General features: G+C 72.2%; 16 protein-coding genes and 1 tRNA gene. 1 reads left to right on the top strand and 16 read right to left on the bottom strand.

Annotated elements, in window-relative coordinates; all coding sequences use genetic code 11:
* Nucleotides 1-12 precede the first annotated feature (12 nt).
* The 16 genes from MXD62_RS20570 to MXD62_RS20645 all read right to left on the bottom strand — a co-directional run bounded on the left by MXD62_RS20570 (nt 13) and on the right by MXD62_RS20645 (nt 17132).
* Nucleotides 13-261 carry an ATP synthase subunit C gene (locus tag MXD62_RS20570; protein WP_020458657.1) on the bottom strand — a complete coding sequence of 83 codons (249 nt, stop codon included), beginning with the start codon at nt 259-261 and terminating at the stop codon, nt 13-15.
* A 69-nt stretch (nt 262-330) separates the two neighbouring features.
* On the bottom strand, nt 331-1218 hold the full coding sequence (gene atpB, locus MXD62_RS20575) for a F0F1 ATP synthase subunit A (RefSeq protein WP_071059408.1): 888 nt from the start codon (nt 1216-1218) through the stop codon (nt 331-333).
* Nucleotides 1219-1590: 372 nt separating this feature from the next.
* On the bottom strand, nt 1591-1878 hold the full coding sequence (locus MXD62_RS20580) for a hypothetical protein (protein ID WP_248831143.1): 288 nt from the start codon (nt 1876-1878) through the stop codon (nt 1591-1593).
* A 188-nt stretch (nt 1879-2066) separates the two neighbouring features.
* Nucleotides 2067-2588 (bottom strand): hypothetical protein, encoded by a 522-nt coding sequence (locus MXD62_RS20585; protein ID WP_248831144.1) that lies wholly within the window; start codon nt 2586-2588, stop codon nt 2067-2069.
* A complete protein-coding gene (locus MXD62_RS20590) occupies nt 2585-3694 on the bottom strand; it encodes an MraY family glycosyltransferase (RefSeq protein ID WP_248831145.1) in 1110 nt (369 codons plus the stop codon). The genes MXD62_RS20585 and MXD62_RS20590 overlap by 4 nt, the downstream gene beginning before the upstream one ends.
* A 117-nt stretch (nt 3695-3811) precedes the next feature.
* Nucleotides 3812-5068, bottom strand: a complete 1257-nt coding sequence (glyA, locus tag MXD62_RS20595) for a serine hydroxymethyltransferase (RefSeq protein ID WP_308301292.1) — start codon at nt 5066-5068, stop codon at nt 3812-3814.
* A gap of 138 nt (nt 5069-5206) precedes the next feature.
* Nucleotides 5207-5857: an L-threonylcarbamoyladenylate synthase gene (locus tag MXD62_RS20600; protein ID WP_248831146.1), complete on the bottom strand. Its 651-nt coding sequence runs from the start codon at nt 5855-5857 to the stop codon at nt 5207-5209.
* Nucleotides 5857-6861, bottom strand: a complete 1005-nt coding sequence (gene prmC, locus MXD62_RS20605; protein WP_248831147.1) for a peptide chain release factor N(5)-glutamine methyltransferase — start codon at nt 6859-6861, stop codon at nt 5857-5859. The genes MXD62_RS20600 and prmC overlap by 1 nt, the downstream gene beginning before the upstream one ends.
* The gene (gene prfA, locus MXD62_RS20610) at nt 6858-7928 is read right to left on the bottom strand and encodes a peptide chain release factor 1 (protein ID WP_020458648.1); all 1071 of its coding nucleotides are present in this window, start codon (nt 7926-7928) and stop codon (nt 6858-6860) included. The genes prmC and prfA overlap by 4 nt, the downstream gene beginning before the upstream one ends.
* A gap of 72 nt (nt 7929-8000) precedes the next feature.
* On the bottom strand, nt 8001-8237 hold the full coding sequence (gene rpmE, locus MXD62_RS20615) for a 50S ribosomal protein L31 (protein ID WP_018502318.1): 237 nt from the start codon (nt 8235-8237) through the stop codon (nt 8001-8003).
* 183 nt (nt 8238-8420) lie between these two features.
* The gene (gene rho / locus MXD62_RS20620) at nt 8421-10775 is read right to left on the bottom strand and encodes a transcription termination factor Rho (protein ID WP_368862425.1); all 2355 of its coding nucleotides are present in this window, start codon (nt 10773-10775) and stop codon (nt 8421-8423) included.
* A 509-nt stretch (nt 10776-11284) separates the two neighbouring features.
* Nucleotides 11285-12238: a homoserine kinase gene (gene thrB / locus MXD62_RS20625; RefSeq protein ID WP_248831158.1), complete on the bottom strand. Its 954-nt coding sequence runs from the start codon at nt 12236-12238 to the stop codon at nt 11285-11287.
* 128 nt (nt 12239-12366) lie between these two features.
* Nucleotides 12367-13491, bottom strand: coding sequence for a threonine synthase (gene thrC / locus MXD62_RS20630; protein WP_020458645.1), 1125 nt, complete (start codon nt 13489-13491; stop codon nt 12367-12369).
* Entirely contained in the window at nt 13488-14807 is a 1320-nt protein-coding gene (locus MXD62_RS20635; protein ID WP_020458644.1) for a homoserine dehydrogenase, read from the bottom strand. The genes thrC and MXD62_RS20635 overlap by 4 nt, the downstream gene beginning before the upstream one ends.
* A 7-nt stretch (nt 14808-14814) precedes the next feature.
* Nucleotides 14815-16527 carry an arginine--tRNA ligase gene (gene argS / locus MXD62_RS20640; protein ID WP_248831148.1) on the bottom strand — a complete coding sequence of 571 codons (1713 nt, stop codon included), beginning with the start codon at nt 16525-16527 and terminating at the stop codon, nt 14815-14817.
* 218 nt (nt 16528-16745) lie between these two features.
* Entirely contained in the window at nt 16746-17132 is a 387-nt protein-coding gene (locus MXD62_RS20645) for a response regulator transcription factor (RefSeq protein ID WP_248831149.1), read from the bottom strand.
* A gap of 73 nt (nt 17133-17205) precedes the next feature.
* Between MXD62_RS20645 and MXD62_RS20650 the strand changes: the two genes are divergently transcribed.
* A tRNA-Arg gene (locus MXD62_RS20650) sits at nt 17206-17277 on the top strand.
* The last annotated feature ends 292 nt before the right edge of the window (nt 17278-17569 follow it).

Here is a 17569-nt window from a genome sequence, read left to right on the forward strand (position 1 = left end):
GGGCGCCCCGGATCAGGTGAAGACGAACGGCACGACGAAGCCGATGAGGGCGAGCGCCTCGACGACGGCGAAGCCGATCAGCATGTAACGGAAGGCCACCTGCTCGGCCTCGGGCTGGCGGGCGATGGCCTGGATACCCAGACCGAAGATGATGCCGACGCCGATGCCAGGGCCGAGGGTCGCGATGCCGTAGGCCACCGTGCCGATGTTGCCGCTGATCGCGTCATCAGCGGCGAGCAACGTGGCCGCGGAAAGAGACATCGTAGGGATCCGTCCTTCTGTGGTCGGTGCACCGGGGCTCTCCCACGGTGCGCGTGGGTCGATTCAGGTTCAGGCCCGCGCCACCGCGCCAGCGGCGGTGACCGGCGCACTTGTTTCGTGGCCGTGGATCGGGGAGTGGTCCGCCGCGTGGTCTCCGCCGCCGTGCGAGGAGATCGCGCCGCCGATGTAGGCGGCCGTGAGGACCGTGAAGATGTAGGCCTGCAGCACGTCGATCATCAGCTCGAACAGCGTGAGAGCGATCGCCATCAGGCCGGAGACCAGCCCGAACACGAACTGGGGCTTCGGCAGCAGGTAGTCGGCGCCCAACGCGAAGACCAGCAGCAGCATGTGGCCGGCGAACATGTTGGCGAACAGCCGGATGGCGAGGGTGGCGGGGCGGGCGATCATCGTCGAGACGAACTCGATCGGAGCCAGGATGACCTTCACGAACAGCGGCGCGGTCGGCGCCGGCACCAGCATGTCCTTGAAGTAGGTACCGGCCCCGTGTTCGCGGATACCGACGATGTTGAAGATGAACCAGCTCACCGCGGCCAGGATCATCGGCAGCGCGATCCGCGACGTCGTCGGGAACTGCGCGACCGGAATGACCGCCATGACGTTGGAGAGCAGGATGAAGCAGAAGAGAATTGTCAGGTACGGGGAGAACGTCCTGCCTCGCTCGCCGATGACGTTCTGAGCGATCTGGAGATCGACGAAGTCGTAGATCGACTCGCAGAAGTTCTGGAGCCCGCGCGGCACCAGCGTCGCCTTGCGGAACCCCAGCCAGAGGAAGCCGCCAACGAACAGCGCGACGAACAGAGTCAGCGCGGACCACTTGTTGAAGTAGAAGTCGATCGGGCCCAGGTCGAACTCGAACCAGCTCTTCGGCTTGAAGACATCGGGAGTCGGCCCGTGGAAGCCGTCATCGGCCGCCAAGAGCACCGATCCGCTCGGCACTTCCGATACCTCCAAGATCATTTATGCTGACAAAGTTCGCGATCCCCCCGGGGTCGGATCGACCTCACCCTATACGGGATGGGCCGCCGCTCCGGGCAATCGAAGACGCGCGGATGACCGTTGGACGCAACCCGCTCACAGCCCCGGCGGCAAGGGACACGCTGTCCCGGACCCGGCGCGGTCGACGCGGGGACGTCCTGTGTCGAAGGCATCTTCACGACGCTCTTCGACAGGGCAGATGCTATCTGCCCGGGCGCTGGAGAGCACTGGTTGCAGGACTAAGATCTCCGACAGACAGTCGAACGTTCATCTTCCGTTGGGTTTTTGGACATGTTGTCACACTACGTCATCGACACACTGCCCTGAGCACCGTCAGCGGCGGGCTCCGAACCGGTAGATGACCAGATAGAGCGACGCGATGATGCCGACGATGAGCCCGATCGGGAAGAACAGGGCGTCGAAGCCGGCGAGCCGATCGATCCCCAGACCGACCAACCCCCAGAAGCCGCCGCCGGCGATGAGCGTGCCGATGACGCCCCAGGCTTCGCCCGGCGGTGGATTCGGTGACGCGGCCGAGCCCGAGCTTAGTCTTTCTTCCCTTTCACCATTGTCCTTTTTGCCCGAATCTTCACGATCGGGCCCGTTGGTGCCGTTCGCCATCACGTTGTTCCTAATCCTGGATCACCGCTGATCCGCTGATCCCCGGCCGCCCCGAGGCTCGTCCTCACCGGTCCGGCGGCCTGTCCTCGCCGGTCCCCCGGCTGGTCCGCACCGGCCGCCGGCCGATCCGCACCCGGCCCCCGGCTGGGCGCACGGCCACCGGTCATCGCGGTGGCGGCCGCCACGGTCTACGGCTGTTCGCCGGACGCCCGCGGCGGGCGCGCGGCCGCGGATGACGGATTCCCCCGGACGGGGCCACCGGGGCGAGCGACCCGCGACGGATCGAGCGGAGCGACGCGGGACGGATCGAAGGTCGCCGGATCGTAGAACGGCACGCGCAGCCTGGTGGCGGCCCAGACCTCGGCGCCCACCCAGCACAGTGTCGCAGCCATGATCGACCAGGCGAAGCTGGGCAGGTCGATCGCCGTCGCGTCGCGCAGCGCCACCAGGACGACCCCCAGAGTGGCGACCTTCGCCGCGTAGATCCCGAGCGCGGCCGGCAGCAGCATCGTGGTGGCGCCGCGCCGGGCGACCGCGACCAGGGCGAGCTTGCCGAGCGCGAAGAACGCCGCCACCAGGCCGACCGCGAGGGCTCCGCCGGCGGTTCCGGCCGCGCCCCGAATGGCGCCGGTCAGCACAAGGACCACAGCCAGCAGCACCGCCATCGTGCACAACCCGGCGCGCAGCGCCGGGCGAGCCGCGGCGATCATGCGCGCCGGGCCGCGCGCTGGCCCGTCAGAAGAAGGGCGAGCAGCGCGAGCAGCCCCACGCCGACTGTGGCGACGAGGATCGGCAGCGGCGAGTCGGAGAAGGAGGCCGCCACTCCCCCGAAGCCGACGAGCGCGGCCCAGAAGTACATCAGCAGAACCGCCCTGACGTGGGAGTTGCCAATCGAAAGAATTCGATGATGCAGGTGCATCTTGTCCGCCGCGAACGGCGAGCGACCCGCCTTCGTCCGCCGGATGACCGCGAGCCCGAAGTCGAGCACCGGGACGGCCAGCACCGCCAGCGGGATGGCCAGCGGAATCAGCGACGGAAGCTGTTGGGAGGGTCCAGCGTAACCCCCGTACGCGACCTGACCGGTCACCGAGATCATCGAGGCGGCCGAGAGCAGCCCGATGAGCATCGAGCCAGAATCCCCCATGAACAGCCGGGCCGGGTTGAAATTGTGCGGAAGGAAGCCGACACACACCCCGGCGGTGACCGCGGCGAGCAGCGCGGCCGGTGAGGCCCGGTAGAAGCCGTTGGTCACCGCGATCTGGTAGGCGAAATAGAACGTGGCACCGGCCGCGATCGCGGCGACCCCGGCGGCCAGCCCGTCCAGGCCGTCGATGAAGTTCATCGCGTTGACCAGGATGAGCGTGGCGAAGATGGACAGCGGGACGGCGGTCTCCGGCCCGAAGCTGAGTGTGGTCTCGCTGTTCCGGTCGATCGCGAAGGACCACTGCACGCCGAGCAGGACCATGACACCGGCGGCCGCGACCTGACCGGCGAGCTTGGTCAGCGAGTCCAGCTCCCAGCGGTCGTCGGCCGCCCCCAGCAGGCAGATCAGCGTGCCGGCGACCAGGACGGCACGAGTCTCCGACCAGTCCCGGGAGACTACGGAGAGGAACGGCAGCTGATCGGCCACCTCGAGGCCCGCGTAGAGCCCGGCCAGCATCGCCAGGCCACCGAGCCGCGGGGTGGGCGTCGCGTGCACGTCCCGGGCCCGGGGCCGGGCGACCGCCCCGACGCGGAAGGCGATCCAGCGGGCGATCGGCGTCGTGAGGAAGGTGACCGCCGCCGCCACCGCGAAGACGAGCAGATACTCGCGCATCCCTACCTGTTCCGCCGTTTCATCCTGCGCTGCCCCGGGCTCTCATCGTGCGCCAGCCGGCGCGGTCGCCCGCGGCCACCCGCAGCCGCGAGCGGGCCGTGGCCCGCGGCCACCCGGCTATCTCGGATAGGCCGGATGACGGTTGACCAGCACGGACACCGCGGCGGAGACGTCGGCCGCCGCGGACGGGTCACGCACCGCACGGGCGATCAGACCGGCGATCTCCTTCATTTCGCCCTCCCGCATGCCCTGCGTCGTCACCGCGGGAGTGCCCACCCGGATGCCGGAGGAGATCGCGGGCGGCTGCGGGTCGTACGGGATGGCGTTCTTGTTGAGCGTGATGCCCGCCGCGTCGCAGCGTGCCTCGGCGTCGCGGCCGGTCACGCCGAGCTCCCGCAGGTCAAGCAGGGTCAGGTGGGTGTCGGTGCCGCCCGCCACCGGCCGGACGCCCTCGGCCGCCAGCCCCTCTGCGAGGGTCTGCGCGTTCGCGATCACCTGGTGGGCGTAGGTGGCGTACTCGGGGGTCGCGGCCTCCTTGAGCGCCACCGCCTTCGCCGCGACGGCGTGCATCAGCGGCCCGCCCTGGCTGAACGGGAACACCGCCTTGTCGATGCGGGCGGCCAGCTCCCCCCGGCAGAGGATCATGCCGCCGCGCGGGCCGCGCAGCACCTTGTGCGTGGTGAAGCTGACGACGTCGGCGTGCGGCACCGGGCTCGGCAGCGCGCCGCCGGCGACCAGCCCGATGAAGTGCGCCGCGTCCACCATCAGCCAGGCGCCGACCTCGTCGGCGATCGAGCGGAACGCGGCGAAGTCGATGCGGCGGGGGTAGGCCGTCGCCCCGCAAATGATCATCTTGGGCCGGTGCTGCAGGGCCAGCTCACGGACCTGGTCGTAGTCGATGAGCTCGGTGTCCTCCCGGACCCCGTAGGCCACGACGTCGAACCACCGCCCGGAGAAGTTGACCCGGCTGCCGTGCGTCAGGTGCCCGCCGTGCGGCAGCGACATCGCCAGGACGGTGTCCCCCGGTGTGAGCAGGGCGGCGTAGACGGCGAAGTTCGCCTGCGTGCCCGAGTGCGGCTGCAGGTTCGCGTGCTCGGCGCCGAACAGCTCCCGGGCCCGCGCGATGCCGATCTCCTCGGCGCGGTCGACCACCTGGCACCCGCCGTAGTAGCGGCGCCCCGGGTAGCCCTCGGCGTACTTGTTCGACAGCGTGGAGCCGAGCGCCGCGAGCACCGCCGGCGAGGTGAAGTTCTCGCTCGCGATGAGCTGGAGGCCGCCGCGCAGCCGCTCCAACTCGTCGACCACGACCGCGGCGATGTCCGGATCGGTGGCCCGCAGCTGGTCGAAGTCCGGGCCCCAGAACGGAGTACTCACGATGACCCACCTCCCGCCGGCTCGATGCCCAGGATATGACCGCCCGCCCCGGGCCCGCGCGTCGCCCGCCGGCTCAGCCGCCGGCTCGCGCGGGGCCCAGCCGGCGGCCAGCCCGGGACGGCGGCCGGCCCGCGCAGGTCAGCGGGCGGCCGGTTCCCGCACGAGGGGCAGCACCGAGCGCAGCGCCGCGAAGTCGACCGCCCCCTCACGGATCACAGTGGGAACCGGCCCCGTGCAGTCCACGATGGTCGACGCGGTGCCCACCGGGGTGGTCCCGCCGTCCAGGTAGACCGCGGCGGCACCGCCGAGCTGCGCCACCGCGTCGACCGCGCTCGTCGCCGGCGGACGTCCGCTGATGTTGGCGCTGGAGACGGCCATCGGCCCCGTGCGCCCGAGCAGCTCGATGGCCACCGGGTGCAGCGGCATGCGGACGGCGACCGTCCCCCGGGCGTCGCCGAGATCCCAGCGCAGGGACGGTGCGTGGTTGACGACCAGCGTCAGCCCACCGGGCCAGAACGCCCGGACGAGATCCCGGATGTGCCCCGTGACCTGCTCGGCCAGGCCGTCGAGGGTCCGCCACGAGCCGACCAGCACGGGCACCGGCATGTTCCGCCCGCGCCCCTTCGCCGCGAGCAGCGCGGTGACGGCGTCCCGGTTGAACGCGTCGGCGCCGATCCCGTAGAGGGTGTCGGTCGGCAGCACGACGAGCTTGCCGCGGCCCACCGCGTCGGTGGCGGCGTCCAGCCCGGCCTTGCGCTGCCCCTCGTCGGAGCAGTCGAAAACCTGCATCACACGTCCTCTCCGGCGCCGCGCGGCGGGCGCGGCCCCGGCGGGTTCCAGCGGGCGGTGACGAACCGGTCCCGCCCGGCGAGATCGGGATGATCCACGATTTCGGACCACGAACCAGCCCACCAGCCCTCGCCGGCGAGCAGCGCGGGCACCGTCTGGCCATGTCCGTCCGCGTGTTCCATGACCAGTAAACCGCCTGGCCGCAAGAGTCCCCCGGCAGCGGCCACGACCGCGCGCGGCCCGTCCAGGCCGTCGGGCCCGCCCCACAGGGCCGCCGGCGGATCGTGCCGGCCGACCTCGGGCTCGACCCTCGGCCGTTCATGATCGGGCAGATACGGCGGGTTGCTGATGACGACGTCGACCCGTCCCGCGAGGTCAGTCAGGACCGTGCCGACCGGCGCGACCGGCCTGCCCGCATCTGTTGGCGACCGCGGGATGCCGATGTCGGCCTGGTGCACCCGCACCGGCAGGCCCGTGCGCTCGACGTTGCGGCGCAGCCAGCCGAGCGCCGCCGGCTCCAGCTCCACCGCGTGCACCTCGGCGTTCGGCACCTCGTCGGCCACCGACAGGGCAATCGCCCCCGAACCCGCACAAAGATCAACACAGATTGGACGTCCAGCCACGACCGCGTCGGGCGATCGCAGGGCCGCGATCGCCCACTCGGCCACCCACTCGGTCTCCGGGCGGGGGATGAACACCCCGGGCCCGACGGCGATGTCCAGGTGGCGGAAGCCGGCGAGGCCGGTCAGGTGCTGCAGCGGGATCCGGCTCGCCCGCCGTTCCACCAGCACGCGCAGCTCGCCGGCCGCGGCCGGTTCGACCCGGGTGACCAGCGCGAGCCGGCCGCGCGACACCCCGAGCACGTGCGCCGCCAGCTGTTCGGCGTCGCCGCGGGGGCTGGCGACGCCGGCCGCGGCCAGCCGGGCCGTCGCGGCGGCGAGCTCGGCGGCGAGCGTGGCGTCCGCGTGGTCGGCCCGCGTCGTGGACGCGGCCGGGCCTGTCACGGCGTGGCCGCCATCCGGGATTCCAGGTCCGCCTCGGTCAGGGCCTCGATCACGGCGTCGAGGTCGCCGTCCAGCACGGCCTCGAGGTTGTGGGCCTTGTAGCCGATGCGGTGGTCACTGATCCGGTTCTCGGGGAAGTTGTAGGTGCGGACCTTCTCCGAGCGGTCGACCGTGCGCACCTGGCTCGCCCGCGCCGCCGCCGCCGCCGTCTCGGCCTTCTCCCGCGCCGCGGCGAGCAGCCGGGCCCGCAGGATGCGCATCGCCGACTCCTTGTTCTGGAGCTGGCTCTTCTCGTTCTGGCAGGAGACGACCACCCCGGTGGGCAGGTGCGTGATGCGCACCGCCGAGTCGGTGGTGTTGACGCTCTGGCCGCCCGGCCCGGACGAGCGGAACACGTCGATCCGCAGGTCGTTCGGGTCGACTTCGATGTCGACGTCGGCCGCCTCGGGCAGCACCAGCACGCCGGCCGCGGAGGTGTGGATGCGCCCCGCCGACTCGGTCACCGGCACCCGCTGTACCCGGTGCACACCGCCCTCGAACCGCAGCCGGCCGAAGACCCCCTGGCCGGGGGCCGCCGTCCCGCGGGACTTGACGGCCACGCTGACGTCCCGGTAGCCGCCGAGGTCGCTGGGGTTCGCGTCCAGGATCTGGGTGCGCCACCCGCGCCGCTCGGCATAGCGCAGGTACATGCGCAGCAGGTCGCCCGCGAACAGCGCGGACTCCTCACCGCCCGCGCCCGCCTTGACCTCGAGGATGGCGTCCCGGCTGTCGTCGGGGTCGACGGGCACCAGGTAGGCCCGCAGGCGGGCGGCGAGATCGGCCTGGCTCGCCTCGAGGGCCACGACCTCGTCGCGGAACGACGGGTCCTGCTCGGCGAACTCGCGGGCGGTCTCCAGGTCACCCTCGACGCGCTCCAGCCGCTGCGCGAGGTCGACGGGGGTGGCGAGCTCGGCGTACCGGCGCGTCAGCTCCCGGGCCCGCGCCGGATCGTTGTGGATGTCCGGATCCGCGAGCCGCTTCTCGATGTCGGCGTGCTCGGCGATCATGCCCGCGAGCGGGGAGGTCATCAGGGGTTCCTTCAGGTCGTCGGGACGCGAACGGCGCCCGCCCGGGGATCCGGGACGGGCGCCGAGGACGACCTACTTCGCGCCGCCGACCTTCTGGCCCGGCTGCCGGCGACCGAAGCGCCGCTCGAACTTCTCGACCCGGCCACCGACGTCGAGGATCTTCTGCTTGCCGGTGTAGAACGGGTGGCACTGCGAGCAGACCTCGGCGCTGATGGCGCCGTTCTCCTTGGTCGACCGCGTGGTGAACGTGCTGCCGCACGTACAGGTCACCGTGGTCTCGTGGTACTGCGGGTGAATATCAGCCTTCATGATCCCTCTTCCGATGTGGCCGCCGGGTCGCCGCCGCGGGAGCGGACGGCGTGAACCGGAGCCGGTTGTCGCCAGTGTGCCAGACCCGGTGACCCGGGCCGGACCAGCCAGCCGCCGACGACAACGCCGCCGCCGGGCCCTGGTGTTCCCGGGCCCGGCCGGGGGCTGCCGCCGGACGGCGGGTCAGTCCTGGGGCGGTGCCGTCTTCGCGATCTGCATCAGGAACTCGTAGTTCGTCCTGGTCTGCTTCAGCCGGTCGAGCAGAAGGTCGAGCGCCTGCTGCGGCTCCCGGGTGTGCAGCACCCGGCGGAGCTTGTGCATGATCGCAAGCTCGTCGGGGGCCAGCAGGATGTCCTCCTTGCGGGTACCGGAGGCGTCGACGTCCACCGCCGGGAAGACCCGCTTGTCGGCGATCTTCCGGTCCAGCTTGAGCTCGGCGTTGCCGGTGCCCTTGAACTCCTCGAAGATCACCGTGTCCATCGTCGAACCGGTCTCGACCAGCGCGGTCGCGATGATCGTCAGGGAGCCGCCGTTCTCGATGTTGCGCGCCGCGCCGAGGAACCGCTTCGGCGGGTAGAGCGCCGTCGAGTCGACACCACCGGACAGGATGCGCCCCGACGCCGGTGCCGCGAGGTTGTAGGCGCGACCCAGCCGGGTGATCGAGTCCAGCAGCACGACCACGTCGTGGCCGAGCTCGACGAGCCGCTTGGCCCGCTCGATGGACAGCTCGGCGACGTTGGTGTGGTCGGCCGGCGGGCGGTCGAAGGTCGAGGCGACGACCTCGCCCTTCACCGACCGCTGCATGTCGGTGACCTCCTCGGGCCGCTCGTCGACGAGGACGACCATGAGGTGGCATTCCGGGTTGTTCGTGGTGATCGCGTTGGCGATCGACTGGAGCACCATCGTCTTGCCGGCCTTCGGCGGGCTCACTATGAGCGCGCGCTGGCCCTTGCCGATCGGCATCACCAGGTCGATGACCCGCGTGGTCATCATGTGCGGCTCGGTCTCCAGCCGCAGGCGGTCCTGCGGGTAGAGCGGGGTGAGCTTGTGGAACTCCGGCCGGCCGCGGGCCTCCTCCGGCTCCATCCCGTTGATCGTGTCCAGCCGGACCAGCGCGTTGTACTTGTCGCGGCGCTGCTCGCCCTCCTGCGGCGCGCGCACCACCCCGGTGATCGCGTCGCCGCGGCGCAGGCCGTTGCGACGGACCTGGGCGAGGCTCACGTAAACGTCCGTCGGGCCGGTCAGGTAGCCGCTCGTGCGGACGAAGGCGTAGTTGTCCAGCACGTCGAGGATGCCGGCCACCGGGACGAGGACGTCGTCCTCGCGCACCGTCGGCTCGGTCTCGGTCGTGCCGCCCTGCCCGCCGCGGCCACGGTTGCGGCCGCGCTCCCGGAACCGGCCGCGGCGCCGGCCGCCGAACTCGTCGTCGTCCTGGACGCCGCCCTGGGGTGCACGGTCGCCCGGCTGGGTGCGCTCGACCGTCCTGGACCGGTCTGAACCGGCGCGGTCGCCCCGGTCGGCACGGTCGCCCCGGTCGGCACGGTCGCCCCGGTCGGCACGGTCGCCCCGGTCGCGGTCGCCGGCCGGCTGTGAGCGGCCCTGGCGGTCACCGGAACGGTCCCGGTCGCCGCCGGAACGGTCCCGGTCGCCCGAGCGGTCCCGGTCACCGGAGCGGTCCCGGTCGCCCGAGCGGTCCCGGTCGCCCGAGCGCTCGCGGCGGTCGTCACGACCGCGCGTGGGGGTCTCGGAGCCGTTCGTCCCGGCGCGGCCGGAGACGGGCGCCGCGGCGGGCGCGGTCACCGCCGGGCCGTCCGTGGCAGCCGCGGCGGCCTGCGGGCGGGCGGTGTCGTCGGACGACTCCGCACCCCCCGGGCCGGTCGGCAGTGTCTGCTGCTCGCCCGCGGGGCTCGTGACGCCACGAGAGGCGCCCCGCCGCCCGCGCACACGGGTCGGGGCCGACGCCGTCTCTGCCGCGGAGCCGGAAACGGAGCCGCCCGTGGTCGCCTCGGCGCCGCTGGAACCGCTCGTCTCCTGGACGGGAGCGACCGAGCCGGCCGCCGCCCGGGGCGCGGAGCCCACCGCGTCCGCGGCGGGAGCCGCCGCGGACGGAGCGCCCTGCGCGGCCGGGGCCACGGAGGCCGGCGCGGACGCGGGCTGGGAGGTCGGCGACGAGGCCGACGGCACCGATCTGGAGGCCACCTCACCGTTCTGGACGTTCTGGATCGCCGCGATCAGCTGGCCCTTGCGGAGCCTGCCGACCCCGGGGATGCCCATCTGGGAAGCCATGGCCTGCAGCTCGGGCAGGAGCATCGCGGACAGACCGGTACCGGAACGCCGGCGCCGGGGGGCGGAGGACGCGTCAGGCCCGTCCGCGGGGACGTCGACCGACGCGGGCCGGACGGCGTGGTTGCCGTTCGACCGAGTCGTGACGACGGTGTCTACGGACGTCGCGCCGGCCGCGGCGGAACTGTCGACGGGCGAGGCAGGCGCCGCAGACTCACGTGCGCTGTCGGGCAGCACGTCGGTGGTGTCGCTCAAGGTTTTCCTTCCTGGAAGGAACCGGCTTCTCGGGCCGGGCGTAGCGTGTGAACTTTCTTCGCCTGCGCACATGCCGGATGAAGGAGATGTAGCGCCATTCGGACGGCGAGCAACGCGCCCATGAAAGGCGCTGACGGCCGACAGCCGCGAGCGAACCCGATTTCCCGCCGACGGGTGCCGGTACGCCAGCCGAGGCAACGGCGACGAGGTCTGAAGCACCGGGATCCCTGACCAGGACCGGCCACCGTGCGAGGCCAACCGCTGCGGTGAGGCTCCACTGCAGCAAGGCCACCACCGCGTACCAGATCAGGCTGGCGGGGCGAGCACGCGCCGCGGCGCAGCGGGTGCAGTCATCAGACTATCCAGACGGAGACACCTCGGCAACAACCTAGAGACCTCTGGACTTCCCGATGACACCACGAGGGACTCCCTGATGACAGCTTGGAGCCCTCCGCGGGGGTCCGCGCGACCCCTGAACCAGCATCCAGGAACGCAGCGGAGTACCATAATCACTCCGAGGAGTCGACCGCCTCGACTCGAACACCCTCGGTGTCGACAGCCAGCGGGACGACCGAGAAGCCCGGGGCGGCAACGCCGATCGCCGCCGCGGCCTGTCCGCCACCGACCCCGAGCGCCACCACGGACGGCCCGGAACCCGACAGCGCGGCCGGTATGCCGGCGGCGCGCAGCCGCCCGACCAGATCCGCGGAGGCGGGCATGGTGGGAAGGCGGTACGGCTGGTGCATCCGGTCCTCGGTCGCGGTCAGCAGCAGCCGCGAGCGTTCCTCGCCGGCGCCGGCCGCCGGTTCCGCGCCGGACAGCGCGAGCGCGAGCAGCGCCGCACGGCCGATGTTCACCGCGGCGTCGGCATGCGGGACCTGCTTCGGGAGAGCGCCCCGGGCCTGCTCGGTCGACTGGCGTCGCGATGGGACGAACACCACGGGCCGTAGCTCGCCGAGCGGTGCCACCCGGAGAGACCGCGGCACATCGCCCTCGTACCAGGCGACGGTGAGACCACCGAGCAGGGCCGCCGCGACGTTGTCCGGATGCCCTTCGATCGCGTTGGCCACCCGCAGCCGCCCGGCCGGACCGAGCGGCCCGCCGGCGAGGGCGTCGGCGGCTGTGACTCCAGCCACAATCGCTGCGGCGGACGAACCGAGACCCCGCCCGTGCGGGATCCGGTTCACGCAGCGCAGCGCGAGCCCGGGTTGCGCCCACTCCAGCTCGTCGAAGGTGGCGCGAATCGCCCGGACCACCAGATGCGCCTCGTCCGCGGGGACAGCGTCCGGGCCGACCGCGTCGATGGAGAGCCCGGACGGCGTCAGCCGCACGGACACCTCGTCGTACAGCCCGAGTGCCAGGCCCAGCGCGTCGAAGCCCGGGCCCAGGTTGGCGCTCGTGGCCGGGACCCGCAGGCGGACCGCGCCCGGCGGGCGGCCTCCACCCGGCCCGGTGGTGCTCACCGTCACGCTCGCCGACGCACTGACGATCGTGCTCACCCGTGTGCTGACGGAGACATTCGCCGACGCGCTGGCCGTACCGCTTCCCGAGGCGCTGCCGGCGGCACCGGCGGCGAGGCCGTCGGCGGTCGTCACGACCGCTGCAGGCCGAGGGCCCTGGCGGCGCCGGCCACGGTCGGCGGGATGGTCTCGGGCTTCGCCGCGCCGCTGATGGCCCAGTCCGGGTCCTTCAGCCCGTTGCCGGTGACGGTGCAGACGACCCGCTGGCCCGGGCTCAGCCGGCCGTCGGCGTACGTGGCGAGCAGCCCGGCGACGCTGGCGGCACTGGACGGCTCGACGAAGACGCCCTCGCGGCGCGCCAGCAGCCGGTAGGCGGCCAGGATCTGCCGGTCGTTGACCGCGTCGATCAGACCGCCGGAGGCGTCCCGCGCGTCGGTCGCGAAATCCCAGGAGGCCGGGTTGCCGATGCGGATGGCCGTGGCGATGGTCTGCGGCGAGGTCACCACCTCGCCCCGCACGATCGGCGCCGCGCCCGCTGCCTGGAACCCGAACATCCGCGGCCGGCCGGACCGGATCCGGGTGTCCTCCTCGACGTAGCCGCGCCAGTAGGCGGTGATGTTACCCGCGTTCCCGACCGGCAGGCAGTGCACGTCGGGCGCGTGGCCGAGCGCCTCGACGATCTCGAAGGCGGCGGTCTTCTGCCCCTCCAGGCGGTGCGGGTTGACCGAGTTCACCAGCGTGACCGGGAACGTGTCGGCCAGCTCGCGGGCGACCCGGAGGCAGTCGTCGAACGACCCCTCCACCTGGAGCAGGCGCGCGCCGTGCACCAGGGCCTGCGCGAGCTTGCCGAGGGCGATCTTGCCGCTGGGAACCAGCACCGCGCAGGTCAGCCCGGCGCGGGCGGCGTACGCCGCGGCCGAGGCCGAGGTATTGCCGGTGGACGCGCAGATGACGGCCTGGGAGCCCTCTCCCACCGCCCGGCTGATCGCGACCGTCATGCCGCGGTCCTTGAACGAGCCGGTGGGGTTGGCACCTTCGACCTTGAGATGAACATCACATCCGGTCAGCTCGGACAGATGGTCCGCGTGCAGCAGCGGGGTGCCGCCCTCCCGCAGGGTGATCACCGGTGTGTCGGCGGTGACGGGCAGCCGGTCCCGGTACTCCTCGATGATCCCCCGCCAGGCCCGCGACGCGCGCTCGGGGGCACTGCTGCCGGCCGGGTCGCTCGAAACCGGCATCGACGACATCGTGGTCATGACTCAACTCCCTCGACCCGTACCACGCCCGACACCGCACGCACCCCGTCGAGAACCCGCAGGTCCTCGACGGTCGTGGACAGCGCCGCATCCGCGGCCGGATGGGTGACCAGGACGAGGCTGGCGTCGTCGCCGCGGCCGTCCTGACGGACGCTTCTGATGGACACATCGTGCCGGGCGAACGCGCCGGCCACCGCGGCGAGTACCCCGGCCTTGTCCGTGACGTCCAACTGCACGTGGTAGCTCGTGATCGTGGGGCCCATCGGCAGGATCGGCAGGGCCGCGTAGGCGGACTCACCCGGCCCCTGCCGGCCCGCGATCCGGTTGCGGGCCACCGCGACCACGTCACCGAGAACGGCCGAGGCGGTCGGCGCGCCGCCGGCACCACGACCGTAGAACATGAGCTGCCCGGCGGCCTCGGCCTCGACGAAGACCGCGTTGAACGCCTCACGCACCCCGGCCAGCGGATGCGAGCGCGGGATCATTGCCGGATGGACCCGCACGCTCACGCCGGGCCGGTCACCGGCACGCTCGGCGATGGCCAGCGCCTTGATCGTGCACCCGAGCTCGCGGGCACTGGCGATGTCGGCGGCGGTGACCGCGCCGATCCCCTCCCGGTAGACGTCATCGATCGTCACCCGGGTGTGGAAGGCGAGCTGGGCGATGATCGCCGCCTTGGCCGCCGCGTCGAACCCGTCGATGTCGGCGGAGGGGTCGGCCTCGGCGTACCCGAGCTCACCGGCCTCGGCCAACGCCTCGGCGAACGAGGCCCCGGTCTCGTCCATGCGGGTCAGGATGTAGTTCGTCGTCCCGTTCACGATGCCGAGGACGCGGCGGATCCGATCCCCGGCGAGGCTCTCGCGCAGCGGGCGCAGCAACGGGATCGCACCCGCCACCGCCGCCTCGTAGTACAGGTCGACGCCGGCGGCCGCCGCGGCGTCGTGCAGCGTGGAGCCGTGGCTGGCCAGCAGGGCCTTGTTCGCGCTGACCACCGACTTGCCCGACCGCAGCGCCGACAGCAGCCAGCTCCGCACCGGCTCGATCCCGCCGACGACCTCGATCACGATGTCGACGTCGTCGCGGGCGACCAGCGCGCCCGCGTCGGTGGTGAGCAGCTCCCGATCCACCGCAGCGGAGCGGATCCGGTCGGGATCGCGGACCGCGATCCCGACGATCTCCAGCGGCGCCCCCACCCGGGCGCCCAGATCCTCGGTGTGCGTGCCCAGCAGCCGCACCACCTCGGTTCCGACGACCCCGCAGCCGAGCATCGCGATCCTCATCGGGCGCCCGAAACCGCGCCCGCCGTCGATCGTCATTCGCCTCTCACATCCGTTCCGGCGCGCTGACGCCCAGCAGCCGAAGGCCGTTCGCCAGGACGGTCCGGGTGGCCTCGGCCAGCAGCAGTCGAGCCGCGGTGATCGCCGTGGGCTCCTCGTCGCCCTGCGGAAGCACGCGACAGGAGTCGTAGAAGCGGTGGTACGTCCCGGCCAACTCCTCCAGGTACCTCGCGATGCGGTGCGGCGCGCGCAGCTCCGCCGCCGACTCGACCACCCGCGGCAGCTCGCCGAGCGCGCCCAGCAGGTCGACCTCGCGTGGGTGGGTCAGCAGCGACACGTCGACCCCGTCGACGTCGAACGCGGGATCCGCGGAGGTCGCCAGGCCCAGGCTGGCCGCGTTCCGGATGAGCGAGCTGATCCGGGCGTGCGCGTACTGGACATAGAACACCGGGTTGTCGTTCGTCTGCCGCGCGATCGCGTCCAGGTCGAGGTCGAGGGCGGAGTCCATCGACGCGCGCACCAGCGAGTAGCGGGCCGCGTCGACCCCCACCGCGTCGACAAGGTCGTGCAGGGTCAGGAAGTTACCTGCCCGCTTGGACATCTTCACCGCCACGCCGCCCCGCGACAGCGTCACCATCTGGCCGATGAGCACGTCGAGGTTGCGGTCGGGGTCGTCGCCGAAACAGGCCGAGATCGCCTTCAGCCGGCCGATGTAGCCGTGGTGGTCGGCTCCGAGCAGGTAGCAGAGCCGGTCGAAGCCACGGCGCCGCTTGTCGCGGTAGTAGGCCGCGTCGGCGCAGAAGTAGGTGGGCTGACCGTCGCTCTTGATCAGCGCACGGTCCTTGTCGTCGCCGAAGTCGGTGGTGCGCAGCCAGACCGCGCCGTCCGCCTCGTAGACGTGGCCCTGGGTGCGCAGCTCGTCGATCGCGGCGGTGAGCTCCCCCGCCTCGTGCAGGCTGCGCTCGGACTTCCACAGGTCGTACTCGACCCCGAAACCCGACAGCGTCGCGCGGATCTCGGCGAGCATCAGCTCCACGCCGTCGTGGGCGCAGACCGCGAGCGCCTTGTCCTGCTCGGCGCCGCCGTCCTGCTCGGCGCCGGAGGCGGCCAGGAGCTGCTCCAGAGCCGGGTTCGCCGCCCGGACCTTCGCGGCGATCTCGGCGACGTAGGCGCCCTGGTAGCCGTCGGCGGGAGCCGGCTGGCCGCGCAGCGCGGCCAGCACCGACGCGCCGAACCGCTCGACCTGCACACCGGCGTCGTTGACGTAGTACTCGGTGCCGACCTCGTAGCCCGCCGCGGCGAACACCCGGGAAAGTGCGTCGCCCACCGCCGCCCAGCGCGCGGACGCCAGTGTCACCGGGCCGGTCGGGTTCGCGCTGACGAACTCGAGGTTCACCCGGACGCCCTGGGACACCGCGGCGCGGCCGTAGGACTCGCCGTCCCGGACGATCCGGCGGGCGATGCCGCCCAGGGCCGCACCGGCCAGCCGGATGTTCAGGAAGCCCGGGCCGGCGACCTCCACCTCCGCCACACCCGCCTCGACCCGCAGGCGGGCGGCGAGCAGCTCGGCCACCTCCCGGGGCCGGCGGCGCGCCGCCTTCGCGAGCTGCAGGGCGACCGGAGACGCGTAGTCTCCGTGCTCGGGCTGCCTCGGTCGCTCGACGGTGACCGAGTCGGGCACGGCCACTTCCAGGTCGCCGTTCGCGACGGCAGCCCGAACGGCCGCGACGATGGTGTCGGCGAGCTCGGCGGGGGTCATGTCGCGATGCTATCGGCGCGCGGCGTCCGACCGGTTCCCCCGCGTACCAACCATCCAGCGGTCATCGGCCCGCCCACCGATGGGACGGCCCAGGTCGCGCGCCCCGAACGACCCGAAAGCCCGGCCGCCGGCGCTCCCGGAATGCCACGAGGGGACACCTGGCACGAACTCCCGCGCGCCGAACACGCCCCGCCCGACGCACCCTCGGCGGACCGGACTCAGACCGGCTGGCCCGCGGCGAGCCTGCTGACCACCCCGATGAGCATGTCCGGGTCGAACGGCTTGGTCAGGTAGTAGTCGACACCCAGCCGGGCACCACGCTTGATGTCCGCCTCCTGGGCGCGCGCGGTCAGCATGATCACCTTGATGTCGGCGGTCGCGGGATCGTCGCGCAGCCGCGCCGCGACGTCCCAGCCGTTCACCCTCGGCATCATGATGTCGAGGGTGATCACATGCGGCGCGATCTCATGGACGCGCTCGAGACAGTCCGCGCCGTCGACCGCGGTGTGCACCTCGAAGCCTTCCAGTTCGAGGTTGACGACCACGAGCTGACGGATCACGGCGTCGTCGTCGACGACGAGCACCCGGGGGGCGGTGAAGTACACGGCCGAAGCTTACGGGCACGGCGTTGGACAGTCTGCCGATCCCACCTGGTACGGTATGCCTGCTTGCCCTGGAGCCCCCGTAGCTCAGGGGATAGAGCACCGCCCTCCGGAGGCGGGTGCGCAGGTTCGAATCCTGCCGGGGGCACACGACTTGGGGTGTGGTGTGCTCAGGCTTTTGGCCTGAGCCTTGGCGTCGTGTCATGTTGGTCGGGGGGCGGCGCCCCCCGGGATCCCCCTTCGGCGGGTGGCTTCTCAGCTTGCGGTGGTTGGCCCCGTTCGGGGTGGCTGGATGGGCTCGGCTGGCTTGCGGTGGTTAGCTCGCTTCGGGTGGCTGGGTGGGTTCGGCCTGGCTTGCGGTGGTTGGCCCCGCTTTGAGTTGGGTGGATGGGCCTGGCTGGCCCTGGCGGGGTGGTCGGCTCGCCTTCCTGTTCGGCCGG

It is taken from the genome of Frankia sp. Mgl5, assembly GCF_023242985.1.
Lineage (GTDB): Bacteria > Actinomycetota > Actinomycetes > Frankiales > Frankiaceae > Parafrankia > Parafrankia soli.